This is a genomic window from Polynucleobacter corsicus (genome assembly GCF_018688255.1).
Classification (GTDB): Bacteria; Pseudomonadota; Gammaproteobacteria; order Burkholderiales; family Burkholderiaceae; genus Polynucleobacter; species Polynucleobacter corsicus.
Genome location: NZ_CP061314.1, coordinates 1372407 through 1393402, shown reverse-complemented (window position 1 = coordinate 1393402; position 20996 = coordinate 1372407). Strand labels below are relative to the sequence as shown.

Annotated in this window: 19 protein-coding genes; 17 read left to right on the top strand and 2 right to left on the bottom strand. The window is 47.1% G+C overall.

Translation table 11 applies throughout. The features are described 5' to 3' along the window. Positions 1–1053 carry a cell division protein ZipA C-terminal FtsZ-binding domain-containing protein gene (locus C2747_RS07200; RefSeq protein ID WP_215330923.1) on the top strand — a complete coding sequence of 351 codons (1053 nt, stop codon included), beginning with the start codon at positions 1–3 and terminating at the stop codon, positions 1051–1053. Between the two features lie 9 nt (positions 1054–1062). Further along, positions 1063–3078, top strand: coding sequence for an NAD-dependent DNA ligase LigA (gene ligA / locus C2747_RS07195; protein ID WP_215330922.1), 2016 nt, complete (start codon positions 1063–1065; stop codon positions 3076–3078). 60 nt (positions 3079–3138) lie between these two features. On the opposite strand, the gene C2747_RS07190 is transcribed toward ligA, so the two are convergent. Continuing rightward, entirely contained in the window at positions 3139–5742 is a 2604-nt protein-coding gene (locus C2747_RS07190; protein ID WP_215330921.1) for a [protein-PII] uridylyltransferase, read from the bottom strand. Between the two features lie 22 nt (positions 5743–5764). Continuing rightward, on the bottom strand, positions 5765–6601 hold the full coding sequence (map, locus tag C2747_RS07185; RefSeq protein ID WP_215330920.1) for a type I methionyl aminopeptidase: 837 nt from the start codon (positions 6599–6601) through the stop codon (positions 5765–5767). 256 nt (positions 6602–6857) lie between these two features. On the opposite strand from map, the gene rpsB reads away from it, so the two are divergent. From rpsB to rnhB, 15 genes are all read left to right on the top strand, one after another. Next, complete coding sequence (gene rpsB / locus C2747_RS07180; protein WP_015421433.1) at positions 6858–7607, top strand: 30S ribosomal protein S2; 750 nt, start codon at positions 6858–6860, stop codon at positions 7605–7607. Continuing rightward, positions 7607–8485, top strand: a complete 879-nt coding sequence (gene tsf / locus C2747_RS07175; protein WP_215330919.1) for a translation elongation factor Ts — start codon at positions 7607–7609, stop codon at positions 8483–8485. The genes rpsB and tsf overlap by 1 nt, the downstream gene beginning before the upstream one ends. 189 nt (positions 8486–8674) lie before the next feature. Then, positions 8675–9385 carry a UMP kinase gene (pyrH, locus tag C2747_RS07170; protein ID WP_215327567.1) on the top strand — a complete coding sequence of 237 codons (711 nt, stop codon included), beginning with the start codon at positions 8675–8677 and terminating at the stop codon, positions 9383–9385. A gap of 11 nt (positions 9386–9396) precedes the next feature. Then, entirely contained in the window at positions 9397–9957 is a 561-nt protein-coding gene (gene frr / locus C2747_RS07165) for a ribosome recycling factor (protein WP_215330918.1), read from the top strand. Between the two features lie 29 nt (positions 9958–9986). Next, positions 9987–10760, top strand: coding sequence for an undecaprenyl pyrophosphate synthase (gene uppS / locus C2747_RS07160; RefSeq protein WP_215330917.1), 774 nt, complete (start codon positions 9987–9989; stop codon positions 10758–10760). An 18-nt stretch (positions 10761–10778) separates the two neighbouring features. Further along, complete coding sequence (locus C2747_RS07155; protein WP_215330916.1) at positions 10779–11606, top strand: phosphatidate cytidylyltransferase; 828 nt, start codon at positions 10779–10781, stop codon at positions 11604–11606. Next, a complete protein-coding gene (gene ispC, locus C2747_RS07150) occupies positions 11606–12796 on the top strand; it encodes a 1-deoxy-D-xylulose-5-phosphate reductoisomerase (RefSeq protein ID WP_215330915.1) in 1191 nt (396 codons plus the stop codon). Before C2747_RS07155 ends, ispC begins: the two co-directional genes overlap by 1 nt. 12 nt (positions 12797–12808) lie before the next feature. Continuing rightward, a complete protein-coding gene (locus C2747_RS07145; protein WP_215330914.1) occupies positions 12809–13942 on the top strand; it encodes a M50 family metallopeptidase in 1134 nt (377 codons plus the stop codon). Between the two features lie 5 nt (positions 13943–13947). After that, the gene (gene bamA / locus C2747_RS07140; RefSeq protein ID WP_433915516.1) at positions 13948–16287 is read left to right on the top strand and encodes an outer membrane protein assembly factor BamA; all 2340 of its coding nucleotides are present in this window, start codon (positions 13948–13950) and stop codon (positions 16285–16287) included. Positions 16288–16305: 18 nt separating this feature from the next. Continuing rightward, positions 16306–16833 carry an OmpH/Skp family outer membrane protein gene (locus C2747_RS07135; protein WP_215330912.1) on the top strand — a complete coding sequence of 176 codons (528 nt, stop codon included), beginning with the start codon at positions 16306–16308 and terminating at the stop codon, positions 16831–16833. Between the two features lie 5 nt (positions 16834–16838). Next, a complete protein-coding gene (gene lpxD, locus C2747_RS07130) occupies positions 16839–17894 on the top strand; it encodes a UDP-3-O-(3-hydroxymyristoyl)glucosamine N-acyltransferase (RefSeq protein WP_215330911.1) in 1056 nt (351 codons plus the stop codon). A gap of 51 nt (positions 17895–17945) precedes the next feature. Further along, on the top strand, positions 17946–18395 hold the full coding sequence (fabZ, locus tag C2747_RS07125; RefSeq protein ID WP_046330453.1) for a 3-hydroxyacyl-ACP dehydratase FabZ: 450 nt from the start codon (positions 17946–17948) through the stop codon (positions 18393–18395). Beyond that, positions 18395–19192, top strand: coding sequence for an acyl-ACP--UDP-N-acetylglucosamine O-acyltransferase (gene lpxA, locus C2747_RS07120; RefSeq protein ID WP_215330910.1), 798 nt, complete (start codon positions 18395–18397; stop codon positions 19190–19192). Before fabZ ends, lpxA begins: the two co-directional genes overlap by 1 nt. 10 nt (positions 19193–19202) lie before the next feature. Further along, positions 19203–20405, top strand: coding sequence for a lipid-A-disaccharide synthase (gene lpxB / locus C2747_RS07115; protein WP_433915490.1), 1203 nt, complete (start codon positions 19203–19205; stop codon positions 20403–20405). After that, positions 20402–20995 carry a ribonuclease HII gene (rnhB, locus tag C2747_RS07110; protein ID WP_215330908.1) on the top strand — a complete coding sequence of 198 codons (594 nt, stop codon included), beginning with the start codon at positions 20402–20404 and terminating at the stop codon, positions 20993–20995. The genes lpxB and rnhB overlap by 4 nt, the downstream gene beginning before the upstream one ends. Position 20996: the final 1 nt, after the last annotated feature.

Sequence of the window (20996 nt, the reverse complement as noted above, 5' to 3'; positions counted from 1 at the left end):
ATGACAGCATTGGGTTTGTCTGACTTGCAATTTGCTTTGGCTGTCATTGGCCTACTGATTCTGATTTCAGTAGCCATTATGAATTTCAAATACGCCCGTGCACGTCGTAAGGCAAAAGCTGCCGGCGAATATGCTTCTGATGATCGTTTTGCAAAAGAGCCTTCTCTAGGGCAAGGCTTTGCTGAGACAGGAGAGCGTGCTGAACCTACGTTTGGCGATATTAGTTTCTCTGCACCCTCGATTCCAGATAGTTTCTCTATTGATCCCAGGATCGACTGCGTTATTACCTTGCGTTTTGATGAGAGTATTAGCGGCGCTGAAATCCTAGACGAGATCAACGCATGGAATGAGGTTCCTGCAACTTCAGCAGCGCGTTGGATGTGCGAAGGACTCAATGCGGATGTTGATGCTGCTGAGGATTGGGAGGCTCTGCGTCCCGAGGCTTCATACTCTGAGCTCCAACTGGCAATTCAGCTCGCTAGCCGTCGTGGTCCGATTGGGGTTCTCGAGTTATCTGATTTTTGTTCACGTGCTCAAGCCCTTGCAGAAACCTTGGGCTCCCAGATTGATATGCCCAGCGTAAACACCATGCTCGAGAGTGCCAAAGAGTTGGATACCATGGCTGCTGAGAGCGACATTCAATTAAGTATTAATGTACTCTTCGATGAGGCTACACCAGGCGCCAACTTTGATGCCTTGATGCGTCAGCGGGGTTTTAGACTCTCTCGTAATGGCCGTGCTTATGAGTTCTTTAGTAATGGCGCACTCATCTTTACTAGTTCAGAAATTAATCCCAATGCACCAATTAAGCAGGTAACCTTATTGCTTGAGGTGCCCTTGGTATCGCATGAAGAGCGCGCTTTCGAGCGCATGCTCGGCGAAGGCATTGAAATCGCTCAAGCTGCTAATGGCCGCTTGGTAGATGACAACGGTATTAATCTGACTGAGGCTGCCGTGATTAGTATTCGTCAGCATCTCGATGGCTTGTATGCCAATCTTGAGAAGGGTGGCGTTCCAGCTGGCTCTTCTACTGCTAGCAGACTCTTTAGTTAAGGAATCGCTTTGTCGTCCTCTAGTCCGACAAATTTAGCGGATCGCTACGCATTCTTACAGACTGAGTTAGCGCGCTTAGAGCATGCTTACTATGTTCTAGACAACCCGATAGTTCCTGATAGTGAGTACGACCGTCTCTACCGAGAGCTCATTGAAATAGAGGCACATCATCCAGAATGGATTACCGCAGATTCGCTCTCACAAAGAGTGGGTGGCACCGCCCTCAAAGAATTTGATTCAGTTACACATGTAGTACCGATGCTTTCCTTAAACAATGCGTTTGAAGATGCCGAGCTGATTGCTTTTGATCGTCGCTGCCGTGAAGGTTTGCAGCTTACTCAAGTGGATTACGCAGGCGAACTCAAATTTGATGGTTTGGCAATCTCCTTGCGTTATGAAGATGGCTCCTTAGTGAGGGCTGCTACCCGTGGTGATGGCGCTAGTGGTGAAGATGTCACTGCAAATATCAAAACCATTCGGGCTATTCCGCTAAAGCTATCCGGGGGCAATATCCCGAAAGTATTAGAGGTGCGCGGAGAAGTCTTTATGTATCTTAAAGACTTCCAGAAAATGAACGAGCAAGCCGCAGCCCAGGGTGAGAAAGAATTCGCCAACCCTCGTAATGCTGCAGCCGGGAGCTTGCGTCAATTGGATTCCAAGATCACCGCCAAAAGACCATTGTCATTTTTTGCCTATGGCTTAGGTGCACTGGAGCCACAGTCCTGGTTACCAGCCACTCACGAACAACTTCTAGACGCCTATGTCAAACTAGGTTTACCAGTTTGCTCAGAACGCCGTGTTCTCAAATCAGTTGATGACATTTTGGCTTTCTACAATCAAGTGGGTGCAAAGCGCGATTCTTTGCCTTATGACATTGATGGCGTGGTCTATAAGGTTAATTCCTTTGCAGAGCAAGCTAAGTTAGGCTTTGTATCTAGAGCCCCACGCTTTGCTTTAGCCCATAAGTTCCCAGCACAAGAGGCCTTAACCACCGTTCTTGGTATTGATGTCCAAGTGGGTCGCACTGGTGCCATCACTCCAGTAGCCAGACTTGCTCCTGTTGAAGTGGGTGGCGTCACCGTCACGAATGCTACTTTGCACAATGAAGACGAGGTCAAGCGTAAAGATGTGCGCGTTGGCGATACTGTTTCTGTGAGAAGGGCGGGGGATGTAATTCCTGAGGTGGTGTCGGTGGTTAAGGAGCGTAGACCAGCCAACACATCAGAATTTGTCATGCCAACAAACTGCCCTGTATGCGATTCACATATCGAGCGATTGGCTGATGAAGCGATTGCCCGTTGTAGTGGCGGCATATTTTGCGGAGCTCAACGTAAGCAGGCATTAATTCATTTTGCGCATAGAAGAGCATTGGATATTGAAGGTTTAGGCGAGAAGATCGTTGATCAATTGGTTGATCACAATCTAGTCAGAACCCCGGCCGACCTCTATCGCCTCGGCTTTACTGCAATCGCCAACCTAGAGCGCATGGGTGAAAAGTCTGCAGATAACCTCATACAGGCAATCAATCAATCTAGAAATACTACGCTAGCCAGATTTATCTTTGCCTTGGGTATACGTCACGTAGGTGAGACAACCGCCAAAGACTTGGCTAATCACTACCAATCTATGCATGCCCTCATGGATGCCAAGCTCGAAGACTTACTGACAGTAAAGGACGTTGGCCCAGTAGTAGCGGACTCCATCACCAGCTTTATGGAAGAATCCCATAACCGTGAAGTAATTGAACAACTCCTAGCCTCAGGAATGCAGCTCTCCGTAGAAGAAAAAGTCATCAGTGCCGCAGTAGCAGGAAAAACCTTTGTACTGACAGGCACATTCCCGACCATGACCAGAGACGAAGCAAAAGATCTTCTCGAAAAAGCGGGTGCCAAAGTAGCAGGCTCAGTCTCCAAGAAAACCGACTACGTAGTCGCAGGATCAGATGCCGGAAGCAAACTCACCAAAGCAGAAGAGTTGGGCGTTCCGGTCATTGATGAGGCCGCAATGCTGGAGTTGTTGGCCTAGGTCACTGGCCAGTCTAAACGGCCACTCATCTTTTTTCAGATACGGTCCAGCTGGAGTTTGTTAAGCCCCCAAAGCCTCTAACAAATCCGTCTCCAACAAGATCTGCAGCTTCGGGTTTTTACTCAAGTTAGCCGCATCTAATAAGAATACGTCTTCCACTCTCTCGCCCAATGTATTGATGCGTGCAGTATGTAATGAGACTTGATGCTTGGCTAATATTCTAGAGATTGCATAAAGTAAGCCGGTGCGATCACTCGTTGACAGGGATAAAGCATAGTAATGACCACGCTCATCCGGAGTCATGTGTACCCGAGGCTGAATAGGGAAGGTGCGAGACTGTCTCGAGAGCCTACCCATGCTGGGTGATGGTAGCGGATCATTGATTTGCAGTGCAGCTGTGAGCTCATATTCCACCAACTGAATAAGATCGCGATAGCTTCCACCTTCATCCACCAAATTACTACCTGAGATTTGAAATGTATCTAATGCATAGCCATGCTTTGTTGTATGAATGCGGGCATCCCAAATCGAGAAGCCGTGGCGTTCAAAGTAGGCGCAAATTCTGGCAAAAAGATCTTCTTGGTCTTTAACGTAGACGGCAATCTGCAATCCTTCACCAACTGGAGAGAGGCGAGCCCGTACTACAGGAATGTCGCTATCGACCTTGTTGTAGAGATGGCGAGTTAACCAAGCAATATCGGCAGCATCTTGGCGTAAGAAGAAAGCTACATCCAATTGCTTCCAGAGATTGTCATAAGCAGAATCTTCAATTGCATTGAGTCGCAACATGGCGCGGGATTCTTCTTGGTGCTGTGCAAGCTCTGAAGAGGCATCTGGTTTTGCACCACCCAGTACACGCAAGGTAACGCGATAGAGATCCTCCAGTAGCTTACCCTTCCAGGCATTCCACACTTTAGGGCTGGTTCCACGAACATCCGCAACCGTTAATAGATACAGCGCAGTGAGATGGCGCTCATCACCCACCTTTTTAGCAAACGCTTGCACCACATCGGGGTCGGTAATGTCTTGCTTCTGCGCTACTTGACTCATGTTCAAGTGCTCTGCAACCAACCAAATTAAGAGCTCAGTATCTGCCTTATCTAGGCCATGATCCTTTGCAAACTTGCGCATGTCTGCTTTACCAAGCGCGGAGTGATCACCACCACGCCCTTTGGCAATGTCATGAAAGAGTGCAGCAATGACCAAGAGCCAAGGTTTTTCAAAATGGGCAATCAGGCTACTGCAAAAGGGAAACTCATGCGTATGCTCAACCACCATAAAGCGGCGTACATTACGCAGCACCATCAGGATATGTTGATCCACTGTGTAAACGTGAAACAAGTCGTGCTGCATCTGACCAACAATTCTTCTGAAGGCTGGCAGATAGCGACCGAGTACGCTGGTGCGGTTCATGAGTTGAAAAGCGCGACTGACTCCGTCAGGCTCTTTGAGGATTTCCATAAAGAGTGCGCGGTTGACTGGATCTTTACGCCATTGACTATCCATTTTTTGGCGAGCATTATACAGGGCTCTAAAGATCGTTGCCGATAAGCTCTTGACGTTTGCTGTTTGCGCAAAAACTAAGAAGGTTCGCAGAATTTGTTCTGGATGCTTCTGAAACAACTGAGGGTCAGTAATGTCTAGGACGCCTTGTCGCTCAATAAAGCACTCATTACCTTCACCAGCAATGGCATGGGTTGTTTTGGATTCTTGAGGAAAAAGGAGTGCCTCAATATTTTGCAGTAGTACATCATTTAATTGACTGACTGCTTTGGCTGCCCAGTAATAGCGGCGCATGATTGCCTCACTGGCCAGCCTTGAGGACTCTTCTGTAATGCCCATGGCTGCTGCTAATGGTGTCTGTAAGTCAAATACCAAAACATCTTGCCTACGCTTCGCCAGTAGATGCAAGTTTGCGCGCAGGGTTTCTAAAAAACGCTGGTTACGATTAAGCTCGGTTAACTCGCGTTGGGTAATGAGGCCGGCAAGACTGAGATCCTTAAATGTATTGCCTAAGTGTGCTGCTTTACTGACCCAGGAGATTACCTGTAAGTCACGCAAGCCGCCGGGACTCTCTTTGCAATTTGGCTCTAAGGAATAGGGCGTGTCTTGATATTTATAGTGACGCTGAATTTGCTCTGCTAACTTAGCCTGGAAGAATGACTTTGGATCTAAAGTCTCCTCATAAACAGATTCAAACTCTTTGAAGAGGGATTTCTTGCCGCAGATGAGTCGTGATTCCAGTAGGGAGGTACGAACGGTGATGTCTTGCTCTGCCTCAGATGCGCACTCGGCAACAGTTCTCACTGAGGAGCCAATTTCTAATCCGGTATCCCAGCATTTCGCTACAAACTTTTCAATCTTGCTTGCAAGTACCTCTTCAAAGTATTGCTTATCTGCTGGAAGCAAAATCAGAATATCAATATCGGAGTAAGGGAAGAGTGCGCCCCTACCGAATCCACCTACCGCCACCAGTGCAGCATCCGCACTTAAGTCGCATGAATTCCACAAACTAATGAGGAGTTCATCGCTGAGCTTACTCAGTTGCTTAGTTAATCGACCAACCACATGATGCTTGCGAAAGTCCTCATAGGCTAATTCTCGTGCAGCCCTTAGGCTGGCAATATCCGCAATAGGTTTCATCGCTGTGAGAGTTTGACCCATTGCGCTTGAACTAATTGAGTAATTAAGCGTTAGCTAGGTTTGGTCTAAATGTGAGACCTTTAACGCAATCAGGAATTGGATTGCTACCCTCTGACCAAGTTAACACTTCAACGCCAGTCGCCGTTACTAAAAGTGTGTGCTCCCATTGCGCTGAAAGGCTACGGTCTTTAGTCTTCACTGTCCATTGATCAGGCATTGTCCGAATATCGCGCTTACCGGCATTGATCATCGGCTCAATGGTGAAGGTCATGCCTTCTGTTAACTTTTCGCCGGTGCCAGGACGGCCGTAGTGAAGAATCTGTGGATCTTGATGAAACACTTTGCCAATGCCATGACCGCAGTATTCACGAACCACTGAATAACCTGCTTTTTCAGCATGAGTCTGAATGACGTGACCAATATCGCCTAGTGATGCACCAGGTTTGACTTGTGCAATGCCAAGCCACATACATTCAAAAGTAATTTGGGTGAGGCGTTTGGCTAATACTGAAACTTCACCAACCATAAACATGCGGCTGGTATCACCATAGTAGCCATCAGGCGTAATGACAGTGATATCGAGGTTGACAACATCACCAGTTTTTAAAATCTTCTCGCCAGGAATGCCATGGCAGATCACATCATTGACCGAAGTGCAGATCGACGCCGGAAAAGGTGGGTAGCCCGGTGGCTGGTAGTTTAGGGGGGCTGGAATAGTCTTTTGGACATCACGCATGTACTCATGACAAATGCGATCCAATTCAGCTGTGCTCACACCAGCATTCACGTGCGGAGCAACGTGGTCAAGAACTTCACTGGCTAAGCGGCCAGCTTCGCGCATCCCTTGGATGTCTTTTTCGGTGGTAAATACACTATTCATGCCTTGATTATCAACGACTTGAGGCTTTTTGCCAGTGGGAATATGCCTAATTAATAGGCAGATGCACCATTTAATGGCATTTCTGAGTAGGTTTTCTAGTGAAGAACTGGGAGTGGGGCGTCTAGACCATTGATACTTAAGCTATAATTTTGTTCTCAGATCAATTTTGATCTGAAATAGCGGGTTGAGCCTTCCAGGGTGGCGCTTTTTAGCGCAGCTAGGACTCAATCTCAGAAACCAACCCTTAGGAGAAGTTATGTCAGTAACTATGCGTCAAATGCTGGAAGCCGGTTGCCATTTTGGCCACCAAACCCGTTTCTGGTCCCCAAGAATGGCCCCTTACATTTTCGGCCATCGCAACAAAATTCACATCATCAACTTAGAAAAAACATTGCCAATGTTTCAGGACGCCCTGAAATTTGCAAAACAAGTTGCTGCTAACCGTGGAACTATCTTATTCGTTGGTACTAAGCGTCAATCACGCGAGATCATTGCTGAAGAAGCTGCTCGTGCTGGTATGCCTTACATCGACAGCCGTTGGTTGGGCGGTACGCTCACCAACTTCAAAACTGTTAAAGGTTCCCTCAAGCGTTTGAAGGATATGGCAGTTGCTAAAGAAGCTGGTGATTGGGAAAAGCTTTCTAAGAAAGAAGCTTTGACTAATGATCGCGATCTCGACAAGTTGCAAAAAGCGCTTGGCGGTATTCAAGATTTGAACGGTGTTCCTGATGCAATTTTTGTTGTGGACGTTGGCTATCACAAGATTGCTATTACTGAAGCTAACAAGCTTGGTATTCCAGTTATCGCTGTAGTGGATACCAACCACTCACCAGAAGGTGTTGATTACATCATCCCTGGTAACGATGACTCCAGCAAAGCTGTTCTTCTCTACGCTCGTGGCATTGCTGACGCAATCCTCGAAGGTAAATCAAACTCTGTTCAAGAAATCTTGACCGCTGTTAAAGAAGGCGAAGAAGAGTTTGTTGAAGAAGGGAAAGCTGAATAATGGCTGCTATTACCGCTGCAATGGTTGGCGAGTTACGCGCCAAGACTGATGCTCCGATGATGGAGTGCAAAAAAGCATTGACTGAGGCTGATGGCGATATGGCTCGTGCAGAAGAAATTCTGCGTGTAAAGCTCGGTAGCAAAGCTGGTAAAGCCGCATCCCGCGTTACTGCTGAAGGTATTGTGGTTTCATTCATCAATGGCACTACCGGTGCTTTGTTGGAAGTGAACTGCGAAACCGACTTTGTTTCTAAGAACGATGACTTTTTGGCCTTTACTGCTGAATGCGTCAAGTTAGTTGCTGAAAAGAATCCAGCTGACGTTGCTGCCTTACTTGCATTGCCAATGAATGGCCAAACTGTGGATGAAGTTCGTAGTGCCTTGATCGGTAAGATCGGCGAGAATATCATGCCGCGTCGCTTTAAGCGTTTCGCTGGTAGCACCAAGTTGGTCTCTTACCTCCACGGCACTCGTATTGGCGTCATGGTTGAATTCGAAGGTGATGAGACTGCAGCTAAAGACGTAGCAATGCATATTGCTGCAATGAAGCCGGTGGCTTTGTCGATGGCTGATGTTCCTGCTGAAGCCATTGCTGTTGAGCGTAGTGTTGCCGTTCAAAAGGCTGCTGAATCTGGCAAACCACCAGAAATCGTTGAGAAGATGGTTGAAGGTTCTATTCAGAAGTACCTCAAAGAGGTTTCTTTGTTGAACCAAACTTTCGTTAAAAACGACAAGCAATCTGTTGAGCAAATGCTGAAAGCTGCTAACACCACAATCAAGAGTTTCACTATGTTTGTTGTGGGTGAGGGCATTGAGAAGCGTCAAGACGACTTTGCGGCTGAAGTGGCTGCTCAGGTTGCCGCTGCTAAAGGGGCTTAATTAGCTCTGAGCTTTCTGGGCTCTCCCAGTACGGCTGTAATACCCAAAAGGGCATAGAAACCTCGGTTTCCATGCCCTTTTCTTTGATCTGTGCCAAGCCCTTTATAATTTGGACAAGATATTAAAAAGTACTTAAAGATCAATAAGCTAAGCAGATAATTTGCTTAGCAAATTACGGAAAATAAAACGATGCCAGCCTACAAACGTGTTCTCTTAAAACTCTCTGGTGAAGCCCTCATGGGGGATGATGCTTTTGGAATCAATCCAATCACGATTGATTCTATGGTGAAAGAAATAGCCGAGGTAGTCAATAGCGGCGTTCAATTAGCTATTGTGATTGGTGGCGGAAACATTTTCCGAGGTGTAGCAGGCGGTGCGGCCGGCATGGATCGTGCAACAGCTGACTACATGGGAATGCTCGCCACCATGATGAATTCTCTTGCACTACAAGATGCCTTGCGCCAAAAAGGGGTTGAAGCTCGCGTGCAGTCTGCCTTGAGAATGGATCAAGTGGTCGAGCCTTACATTCGCCCTCGTGCGATTCGTGCTCTAAGTGAAGGTAAGGTAGTGATCTTTGCCGCTGGCACAGGAAATCCATTCTTTACTACTGATACTGCAGCCGCTTTACGCGGTGCAGAGATGGGGGTTGAGATCATGCTCAAGGCTACTAAGGTAGACGGTATTTACAGCGCCGATCCAATGAAAGACCCAACAGCTACTTTGTATAAAACAATGACTTTTGATGAAGCGATTATCAAAAACTTGCAGGTCATGGACGCAACTGCTTTTGCATTGTGCCGTGATCGCAAATTACCAATCAAAGTGTTTTCGATTCTCAAGCCGGGCGCATTGATGCGCGTAGTTCAGGGTGAGTCTGAAGGCACCTTAGTACACGTTTAATAGGAGGCCTGATGTCCGCAGCAGAAATTAAAAGCACTACCGATCAAAAGATGCAGAAGTCTCTTGAGGCTCTGAAAACTAATTTGGCAAAGATTCGCTCTGGTCGTGCAAATCCTGGAATCTTGGAGCACATCCAGGTGGATTACTACGGTAATCCAACGCCACTAAGCCAAGTAGCTAGCTTAGGTTTGGCTGATGCTAGAACAATCAACGTACAGCCATTTGAAAAAACAATGGTTGGCGCAATTGAGAAAGCAATTCGTGATTCAGATTTGGGTCTCAACCCAGCCTCGCAAGGCACTGTGATCCGTGTACCTATGCCTGCGTTGACTGAAGAGCGTCGTCGTGATTTGACTAAGGTGGTCAAAAACGAAGGTGAAGATACGAAGATCGCTGTACGTAATTTACGCCGCGATGCCAATGAGCATTTAAAGCGCCTCACCAAGGATAAAGAAATTTCCGAGGATGACGAGCGTCGTGCAACGGATGATATTCAGAAGATGACTGACCGCGCGGTGATTGATATCGATAAGATCGTTTCTGAAAAAGAAAAAGAGATCATGACGGTTTAGTCGTCAGATCCATTTTTACTATTCGACTTATGACTCAGCATACTAGCTCAACCTTAGTTATTCCAAAGGTTAGCGCTATTCCTCGCCATGTCGCCATCATCATGGACGGTAATGGGCGGTGGGCTAGTAAGCGTTTTATGCCGCGAGTAGCAGGCCACTCAGAAGGTTTGAGTGCTGTTCGTAAGATTGTTCAGGAGTGTCGCCAACTAGGCGTGGAATATCTCACCCTGTTTGCATTTAGCTCTGAGAATTGGCGTCGCCCTCCTGAAGAGGTTAGCTTTTTAATGAAGCTATTCCTGAAATCCTTAAAGGGTGAAGTCTCTCGTTTGGCTGAAAACGATATCCGCCTTCGCCTGATTGGGGATTTAAGCCGCTTTGATTCTGCAATTCAGGAAATGGTGCAGTTCTCCGAAGAAAAAACAGCTGCCTGCAAAGGGCTCACTCTCACTATTGCAGCTAACTATGGTGGACGCTGGGATATTTTGCAGGCGATGCGCCAAGCTTTGGCCGCCAACCCTAGTCTGAAGCCAGAACAAGTATCTGAAGAATTATTGCAACCCTATCTGTCTATGGCTTATGCGCCAGAACCAGATTTGTTTATTCGAACTGGTGGCGAGCAGCGCGTCAGCAACTTCCTGCTGTGGCAACTGGCTTATACCGAGCTGTATTTCACGGATACTCTCTGGCCTGATTTTGATGAAGCTCAGTTACATAAAGCTTTTGATTGGTTTAGTCAGCGCGAGCGTCGCTTTGGGCGCACTAGCGCTCAGTTAGCATCTGAGTCATTGATCGACGCAGTCTAAATCTTTTCTTATTTCCCCATGCTAAAAACCCGAATCATTACTGCCGCTATCTTGATGGCAGTGCTATTACCTATCTTATTTTTCTTGCCACCGATTTACTTAGGTATTTTTTTCCTGGTCGCCTTAGTTGCCGCCGCTTGGGAATGGAGTCGTATGATTGCTCCAGAAGCGAAAAAGGCGGCATGGCTCTATGCTGTTTTTTGTTTAGTTATCATTTTATTGTTGCTAGGAATGCAAGCAATCACATGGCAGTTTTCTTTGCTGATGATGGCGGTCTTATTTTGGTTCTTTTTGGCGCCATTCATCTTGGCCAAAGGAATGGACCTCTCGCTTCAAAAATTCAAACCTTTCTATAGCATTGTCGGCTTGATCATTCTGCCAGCAACTTGGTTTGCATTAGTCTTCTTGCGTGAATTAGGCCTAGTCTTTTTACTAACAGCGATGGCCTTAGTTTGGGTTGCTGATATTGGCGCCTATTTCGTTGGTAAATCTTTTGGTAAACATAAGCTGGCCGTGAACATCAGTCCGGGAAAATCGATTGAGGGCGCGCTAGGTGGTTTGCTGCTTTGTTATCTCTATGCATTCTTATGCGTCACGTATTTACCGCTAGGCGATACTTTATTTGGCGCTTGGGCTATTCAATTTGGTTGGGTGTCAATGTTCCTGATGGTGACAGTATTAACGGCGTTCAGTATCTTTGGAGATTTATTTGAGTCTCAGTTAAAGCGTTTGGCTGGCGTCAAAGATAGCAGTCATTTACTGCCGGGTCATGGTGGCGTTCTAGATCGCGTTGATGCACTCATTCCAACAATGCCGATTGCCGCATTACTGGCAGGGTTGATTTAATGGCTCTTAAACAGCTTGCTATCTTAGGGTCGACGGGATCGATTGGTGTCAACACCCTAGACGTCATCCGTGCCCATCCTGATCGCTTTAAGGTAGTCGCACTGACCGCCGCAAAACAAATTGAGCGTTTAGCCGAACAATGTGTCGAGTTCAAGCCTGTTATTGCAGTGGTTGCGGACGCTGCTGGCGCCGCTCAACTGAGCAAAATTTTGCAAGAAAAAAAGATTCCTACTCAAGTTCTCCATGGACCAGAGGCTTTGGTTAGTGCAGTAACAGAATCTGGGTGCGATACTGTGATGGCAGCGATTGTGGGCGCCGCTGGCCTAGTCCCAACATTGGCAGCAGCAAAAGCAGGTAAGCGTGTATTGCTCGCTAACAAAGAAGCGCTGGTGATGTCGGGTAATTTATTTATGCAGGCGATGAAAGCGGGCGGCGGCGAATTGCTGCCGATTGATAGCGAGCACAATGCGATTTTTCAATGTCTACCAGATCGCTTTACAAAAAACCCATCCGTCCATTTAGGTGTTGAAGAGCTTTGGCTAACTGCTTCTGGTGGACCGTTTAGGGATAGACCCCTTGCAGACTTAGCGGGTATTACGCCTGATCAAGCCTGCGCCCATCCGAATTGGGTGATGGGTCGTAAGATTTCGGTTGACTCTGCGACGATGATGAATAAAGGTCTTGAAGTCATTGAGGCTTTTTGGTTATTTGGTTTGCCGCTTGAAAAAATTAAAGTTTTGATTCATCCGCAAAGCGTGGTGCACTCGATGGTGCGTTATCGCGATGGCTCAGTCTTAGCGCAAATGGGTCAACCTGATATGCGTACCCCGATTGCCTATGGACTGGCTTGGCCAGAACGGATTGCTGCTGGTGTTGCCCCTTTGAATCTGACGCAGTTAAGTGGCCTCAGTTTTACAGAGCCTAATTTTTCTCAATTTCCTTGTTTGAGTCTGGCCTTTGCCGCTGCAAAAGCAGGGGGAACTTCGCCTGCCGTTCTCAATGCCGCCAATGAAGTTGCCGTTGCCGCTTTCTTAGAAGATGGGTTGCCTTATTTAAGCATTCCGAAGGTGGTGGAGCACTGTTTAAATGCCTTGCCATCGAGCCCTGCTGATTCTTTAGAAATTATTCTTGGGGCGGATACTCAGGCTCGTCAAGCTGCCAATCAATTCATTCGCAACATTCAGAAATAGATTGATCTTTTGATGCAGGCCTTAATCACTCTTGCTGCATTCTTAGTCACGCTCGGTGTGCTGGTCAGTTTTCATGAGTATGGCCATTTTCTAGCAGCACGTTTATGTGGGGTCAAAGTACTTCGCTTTGCCCTAGGTTTTGGTAAGCCTCTCTTTACTTATCGCGCCGATAACGGCACTGAGTGGGTTCTTGCTTCTATTCCTTTGGGTGGCTATGTCAAATTACTAGACGGCCGTGATCGTGAGCAAATCATTTCAGCGCAAGAGCGCCCCCAATCCTTCGACGTCAAGCCCCTGTGGCAACGTTCCATGATTGTGGCAGCGGGACCCTTTGCTAATTTCCTGTTGGCAGTCATTTTGCTCTCCCTGATTTATGTTTCGGGCGTGCCCCAACTTCCTGCTCGACTTCAAGCTCCACCCGAGCAATCGATTGCTGCAAAACTGGGGGTAGCGGCAGGTGATCAGGTTATTGGTTGGCAATCCCTTTCCTCTGACAATAACGCTAACCCCATTCTTGATGAGTTTGACTCAGTTCCCAGTTGGAATGCATTGCGTTGGCTTCTCTTAGATGCCATGACCGGGAGGCAAGGTTTTGCCCTAGAGATTCGGGATGCTGCTGGCACCCGTCAGGTCAAATCCTTTAGGCAGGGTGATTTACCGCCGATTGCACCCGAATCCGATCCATTTCAGGCGCTCGGTTTGTTTCCTCAAGTGACTCCACCCACGGAGTGGATAGAGCTCAAGTTGGGGCCGATAGATGCCATCGGTTTTGCATATCAGCGGGTTTGTCTGATAACCAAGGTCTCCGTAAGGCTAATGTTGGGTTTATTTACGGGTAAAACAACCTTAAAGCAGCTCGGTGGACCCTTAAGTATTGCGGATATGGCAGGTAAATCTGCCCAGGTCGGCTGGCAACCATTTTTAGCCTTTTTGGCTCTCATGAGTATCAGTATTGGACTCTTGAATTTAGTGCCTTTACCAATGCTCGACGGGGGTCAGCTCCTGTATGATGCATGGGAGTTGGTTGCTGGTAAGCGAATGTCTTTATCACTGCAGGAAAAACTCCAAAAAGTGGGTTTTTTGCTCCTGATATCTCTTTCCTTGCTAGCCTTGTTTAACGATTTGCAACGCTACCTTTCATCTTGAATTTTCTGATCCCCTCTTTTCGCTCGGTAACTCGATTTCTTGCTCAGTTAACCCTGATCCTTGCTGCTAGTTTTTGTGTAAGCGCACAGGCAGCTGACTCCTTTGTGATCAAAGATATTCGCATCGAGGGCCTGCAACGAGTAGAGCCAGGAACTGTATTTAGCTATCTGCCTGTTCAAGTGGGTGACACCTTTACGGACGAGAAGAGTGCTGAGGCTATTAAGGCTTTGTATAGCACTGGTTTTTTCCGAGATGTACAGATTCAGGCTCAAGGCAATGTTTTGATTGTGATCATTGAAGAGCGTCCCACTATCTCCCGAATTGAATTTACCGGGATGAAAGAGTTTGATCAAGAAATTGTCCGTAAGTCCTTAAAAGCAGTTGGTGTGGCTGAAGCCCGCTTCTATGACAAAGCGCTGATTGACAAAGCTGAGCAAGAGCTCAAGCGTCAGTATGTTGGTAAGGGTATGTATGCCGCTGAGGTAGTTGCCACTGTTACCCCGGTAGAGCGCAATCAAGTGGCGATTTACTTCAATATTGATGAAGGCCCTGTAGCCAAAATCGAAGAGATTAATTTTATCGGCAACAATGTCTTTAGTGTGAGCACTCTCAAAAGCGAGATGCAACTAAAGACGGGCGGATGGCTTTCTTGGTACAGCAAAGATAATTTGTACTCCAAGCAAAAGCTCACTGCTGACTTAGAGAACATTCGCTCTTATTATCTCAATCGTGGTTACCTCGAGTTTGTCATCGAATCTACTCAGGTTTCTATTACTCCGGATAAAAAGGGCATCTATCTCACGGTGAGTATTCGTGAGGGCAATAGGTTCACAGTCAAGAATGTGCGTTTAGCTGGAGATCTATTGGGTAAAGAGGCTGAGCTAATTCAGCTGGTAAGTCTTAAGGCAGGCGATACCTTTTCATCGGCTAAGTTGACTGAGAGCACCAAGGCAATTGCTGAAATTCTGGGTTCGTATGGCTATGCGTTTGCAACCATCAACCCCCAGCCGGATATTCGTCGCGAATTAAGTGAGGTCGATTTGACCTTAGTGGTCGATCCAGGTCGACGTGTTTATGTTCGTCAAGTGAATGTTACCGGTAATGCCAAAACTCGAGATATGGTGATCCGTCGCGAGATGCGTCAGTTTGAGAGCTCCTGGTTTGATAGTGACAAGATTGACCTGTCTAAAAAACGTCTAGGCCGTTTGGGCTACTTTACTGAGACTGATGTTTCTACTCAGGACGTTCCTGGGTCACCAGATCAAGTGGACGTCAATGTAAAGGTAACTGAAAAGCCAACGGGTGCCGTTACGATTGGTGCGGGCTTCTCTTCAACTGAAAAGCTGATCCTCTCCGCCGGTATTAATCAAGACAACGCATTTGGTACGGGTACTGCGGTAGGTTTAAATATGTCTTTGGGTAAGATTAATCAGAGCTTGGCCCTGTCAAACTACGATCCTTATTTCACTGAGGATGGTATCAGTCGTTATACCGATCTGTACTACAGATCATCTAAGCCTTTGTATTACGTTGGTGATCCTGATTATCAAATTAAGTCCGTCGGTAGCAATATCAAGTTTGGTGTTCCATACACAGAAGTTGACCGGGTATTCTTTGGAACTGGTGTAGAGGCATTTCAGATTCAGACTACAAGCAATACTCCTCTTCCATATTTAAGTTACGCTCAAAGTTATGGCATAGCTTCACCTGGGTACCCTGCGACATTGACCACCTACAACATACCCGTCACCGTAGGCTGGTCACGTGATGGTCGTGATAGCGCTTTAATCCCATCTTCTGGATCATTGCAGCAGTTGAGTGCTGAGGCCGGAACCCCGCTAGGAAATATGATGTTCTACCGGATATTTGGCCAGTACCAGAAATACCACTCTTTCTCCAAAGGCAATATTTTGTCTTTTAACGGCGAGGTAGGTTACAGCGAAGCTTACGGAAAATACCCATTCCCGATCACTAAAAACTACTATGTTGGTGGTATTGGATCAGTTCGAGGCTATGCTCCAGGCTCACTAGGCCCCACTTTCTATAATCCGAATACTGGCTTGAATCAGCCGACTGGTGGCCAGTCCAAGATCGTCAGTAACGTGGAGTACACCGTGCCAGTTCCTGGCTCTGGAGTGGATAAAACCTTGCGGGTATTTGGTTTCGTAGACGGCGGTAATGTCTATGCGGAGAATATCAATCTCGTATTGCGATATTCTTATGGCTTGGGTTTATCATGGATATCACCATTGGGTCCGCTCAAGTTTAGTTACGGTATTCCAATCAAATCATTGCCGACGGATAACGTCCAACGTTTGCAGTTCCAAGTGGGTACAGCGTTTTAATTGTTTAAGGAAAGTTTTATGAAGCTTCATCAATCTTCCAAATGGATTCAGTACAGCTTAATTGCTGTTTCAGCACTTATTACTTTGCCATCGGCATTGGCTCAGGACGCTGGAACTCGGGTTGCAGCTGTGAACGTTGAAAAAGTATTCAACGAATCCAACATGGCTAAAGCTAGCCAGACTAAGTTGCAGAATGAATTTACAAAACGTCAAAATGAAATTCGTGACAGCGCCCAAAAAATCAAATCTGCTGCAGAAAAGTTAGATCGTGATTCAGCGGTCATGTCTGAGGCTGAGCGTGCACGTCGTCAACGTGAGTTGGCTGACCAGGATCGTGAATTGCAGCGCAAACAGCGTGAGTACACTGAGGATCTGAATCAGCGTAACTTTGAAGAGCGCGCCAAGATTGCTGAAAAAGCCAATCAAGCCCTCAAGCAGATTGCTGAACAAAGAAAAATTGATGTCATTATTCAAGATCCAGCCTATGCCAATCCCAAGGTTGATGTTACTGATGATGTCATCAAGGCTTTGAATAGTCTTAAGTAAGTTTTATGCCCACCGCCATCGAGCTGGCCGAACAGTTTCAAGTAAGCTTGGTGGGGGATGGCTCCCTCTTGCTTCAAGGCCTCGCTCCTCTCGAGCGAGCCCAATCCAGTCAAATCTCCTTTCTTTCAAATCCGCTGTATCGCCAACAGGCTAGTGATAGTGCTGCAGGTGGTTTAATTGTTAGTCAGGCGGACTTAGATTTTCTTCAGGCAAACCCAGGAAGCAACTCAGCGGGTAGAGTGTTTTTTGTCTCTAAAAATCCTTACGCCACTTTTGCCAGAATGGCGCAGCACTTTGCTAAAGCTTCTGCACCTGTTTATGCGCCTGGAGTGCATCCTAGTGCCGCCATTGATCCTAGCGTCAGCATTCCAGCTTCATGCCATATCGGACCATTTGTGCAAATTGGTCCTGGCGTTAAATTAGGCGAGCGAGTTGTCTTGTTGGGTAATACTTCTGTCGCCAGAAATTCGAATATTGGCAGCGATACCTTGATCTATCCCAATGTATCTGTTTATTCAGAAACTAAGCTTGGTGAGCGCTGCATTATTCATAGTGGAGCGGTCATTGGTGCGGATGGTTTTGGCTTTGCCTCTGACTTTTCCGCTACCGGTGCTGAGTGGGTTAAGATCCCGCAGACAGGTGCTGTGCTTATCGGAAATGATGTCGAGGTGGGCGCGTCAAGCACAATCGATCGTGGTGCTATGAGTGACACCATCATCGGTAACGGCACCAAGATTGATAACCAAGTTCAAATTGCTCACAACGTAGTGGTAGGTAATTGTTGTGTGATTGCTGGTTGTGCTGCCATTTCAGGAAGCACCAAGATTGGCAACTTTTGTATTATTGGCGGCGCAGCCAATTTTGCTGGTCATCTGACAATCGCTGACAGAACAACCGTGTCGGGCAATACCTCCATTATTCGTTCGATAACGGAGCCAGGACAGCATTACACCGGCGTTTACCCTTCAATGCCACACAGCGCTTGGGAGAAAAACGCGGCAATTCTGCGAGGCCTCGATAAAATACGCCAACGCTTACGATTATTAGATAAAACTAAATAGCTATATCTCCCCATTACAAAAATCTAAAAACTTTATTCAGCAGGTAAATACATGAGCAAACCCATCGCCATCGACATCAATCAAATTCTGAAGTTGCTGCCACACCGCTATCCATTTCTATTGGTTGATCGCGTATTGGAGATTGAGCCTCGTCAAAGTATTACTGCGCTGAAGAATGTCACTATGAATGAGCCTTTCTTTCAGGGCCACTTCCCCGATTTTCCGGTCATGCCGGGGGTTTTAATTATTGAGGCGCTTGCTCAAACAGCAGCACTGCTGACCTTTTCTGAAGTGCGTGAAGAAAATGCGGTTTATTACTTCGCCGGTATTGATGGTGCTCGCTTTAAGAAGCCGGTATTACCTGGTGATCAATTGATCATGACGGCTAAGTTAGAACGTGAACGTGCCGGTATCTATAAGTTCCAAGTGCAGGCGACCGTGGATGGCGAGTTGGCTGCCGAAGCGAATATCACTTGTGCCGTTCGTACGAAAGGTGCGTAATGACTCGGATTCATGCATCTGCTGTTGTTGATAGTAAAGCTGAGATCGCCAGCGACGTAGAGATTGGTCCGTATTCTGTCATTGGACCAAACGTCAAAATTGGTGCTGGTAGCAAGATTGGCTCTCACACTGTGATCGAGGGTTACACCACGATCGGCAAAGAAAATAACTTTGCCCACTTCGCTGCTATTGGTGGCGCTCCCCAGGATATGAAATACCGTGGTGAACCTACCCAGTTGATTATTGGCGATCGCAACACCATTCGCGAGTTCACGACCATTCATACGGGTACATCGCAGGATGAGGGCATTACCAGAATAGGTGATGACAACTGGATCATGGCTTATGTACACATTGCACATGACTGCCAAATTGGTAACCACACGATTTTCTCGAGCAACGCACAAATCGCTGGTCACGTAAAAGTAAGTGACTGGGCGATCATGGGTGGCATGTCTGGAGTGCATCAATTTGTCCGTATCGGTCAACATGCGATGTTGGGTGGTGCCTCCGCATTGGTGCAAGACATTCCACCGTTTGTGATTGCAGCTGGCGATAAAGCTTCCCCTCATGGCATTAATGTGGAAGGTCTGAAGCGTCGTGGTTTCTCAAGCGAAACGATTTCTGCGTTGCGTCAGGCATATAAGGTTCTCTATAAAGATGGTCTGAGCTTTGAAGAAGCTAAGGTAGAGATTCAGAAGATGGCGCTAGCTAGTGCATCCGATGTGCAAACTGCAGAAAAGCTGACAGAGTTCCATGACTTTATTGCCGCCTCTACGCGCGGCATTATTCGATAGAGAAAATCTAGTGTCTAAACTTGCTTGTGTTGCCGGAGAGCCTTCGGGTGACTTGCTGGCAGCGCCAGTACTGAGCGCACTAAAGCAGATCCCCGACACCTCCCATCTGGAGGTCTACGGTATCGGTGGTCCTCGTATGCAGGCCGAGGGCCTGCGCTCAGATTGGCCAATGGAGACATTAAGTGTCCGTGGTTACGTTGAGGCAATTAAACAGTTACCTGCTATTCTGAAGTTACGGAAAGAGTTGATTGCTAATCTCACGGGTGAAGGTCGCCCCGATGTATATCTAGGTATTGATGCACCAGATTTCAATTTAGGTGTTGAGTTGGCTTTACGTAAAGCAGGTATTCCGACTTTGCATTTTGTTTCGCCATCGATCTGGGCTTGGAGAGCGGGGCGTATTACGAAGATCAAGCAAGCGGTAGAGCGTATGCTCTGCATTTTCCCGTTTGAGACTGAGATCTATGAGCGTGCTGGCATCAGCGCAACTTATGTTGGGCATCCACTGGCGAGCGAGATTCCTCTAGAGCCAAATCCAGCAAGCGCCAAGCAAAGAATAGAAAAAATCTTAAATCTTCCAAGCAATACATTGAGTGGAACGGTCGTCTCTGCATTGCCGGGCAGTCGCGGTTCTGAGATTGAGCTGATTGCACCAGTCTTTTTTGAGACGATGGCAGAACTTACTAAGCGTATGCCAGGACAGCTTCTGCATTTTGTAATCCCAGTGGCAACGCCACGCCTTCGTGAACCGCTGGAGACTTTACTTAAAAATACGCTTGATAAAAATCCTGACCTTCATATTTATTTGATTGATGGCGAGGCCGATGCAGTACTTGAGGCCGCTGATGTTGTGCTGATTGCTAGTGGTACGGCGACTTTACAGGCGGCCCTCTGGAAAAAGCCGATGGTGATTTCTTATAAGGTACCTTGGTTAACTGCACAGATCATGAAACGACAGGGCTATCTACCGTATGTTGGTTTGCCCAACATTCTGTGCGGTGAGTTTGTTGTCCCCGAACTTCTACAAGACGATGCTACTCCGAATAAGTTGGCAGATGCCTTGCTAACCTGGTTAAACAACCCCACTAAAGTTACCCAACTCAAAACCCGTTTTGCAGCAATGCATGAGACTCTACGTAGGCCAACGGGATTATTGGTTGCACAGGCTGTAGCGCAAACCATTGCTGCTACAAAACATCAGGTTACTGTGTGAGCTTGATTTGGGTATGTGGTGTTGACGAAGCAGGACGTGGTCCTTTGGCGGGGGCAGTGGTTGCTGGTGCTGTTGTTCTTGATCCTGAGAATCCGATTACTGGATTAAAGGATTCTAAGAAGCTATCGGCCACAAGACGTGAGTTTTTGTTTGAGCAAATTCAGCTCAAAGCCAAAGCCTGGGGTATTGGTGAAGCAAGTCCAACTGAGATTGACGAGATCAATATTTTGCAAGCGACAATGCTGGCAATGCGTCGTGCAATTGAAGATCTCACTACCCGTTTAGGTGGCTGGCCAGATAAAGCCTTGATTGATGGCAATCGCTGTCCTGAGTTGCCAATCGCCGCAGAAGCTATTGTGAGGGGCGATACTAAAGAGCCAGCAATCTCAGCTGCCTCTATCTTGGCAAAGGTCACACGTGATCGCCAAATGATGGCCTTGCATGAACTGCACCCCCAATATGGCTTTGCTCAGCATATGGGGTATCCAACTGAAGCCCATTTCGCTGCACTGAAGGAGTTTGGCGCCTGTGATCAGCATCGCCGTAGCTTTTCTCCGGTTCGCAATGTCTTGGCGCTGCATAGTCGATAAT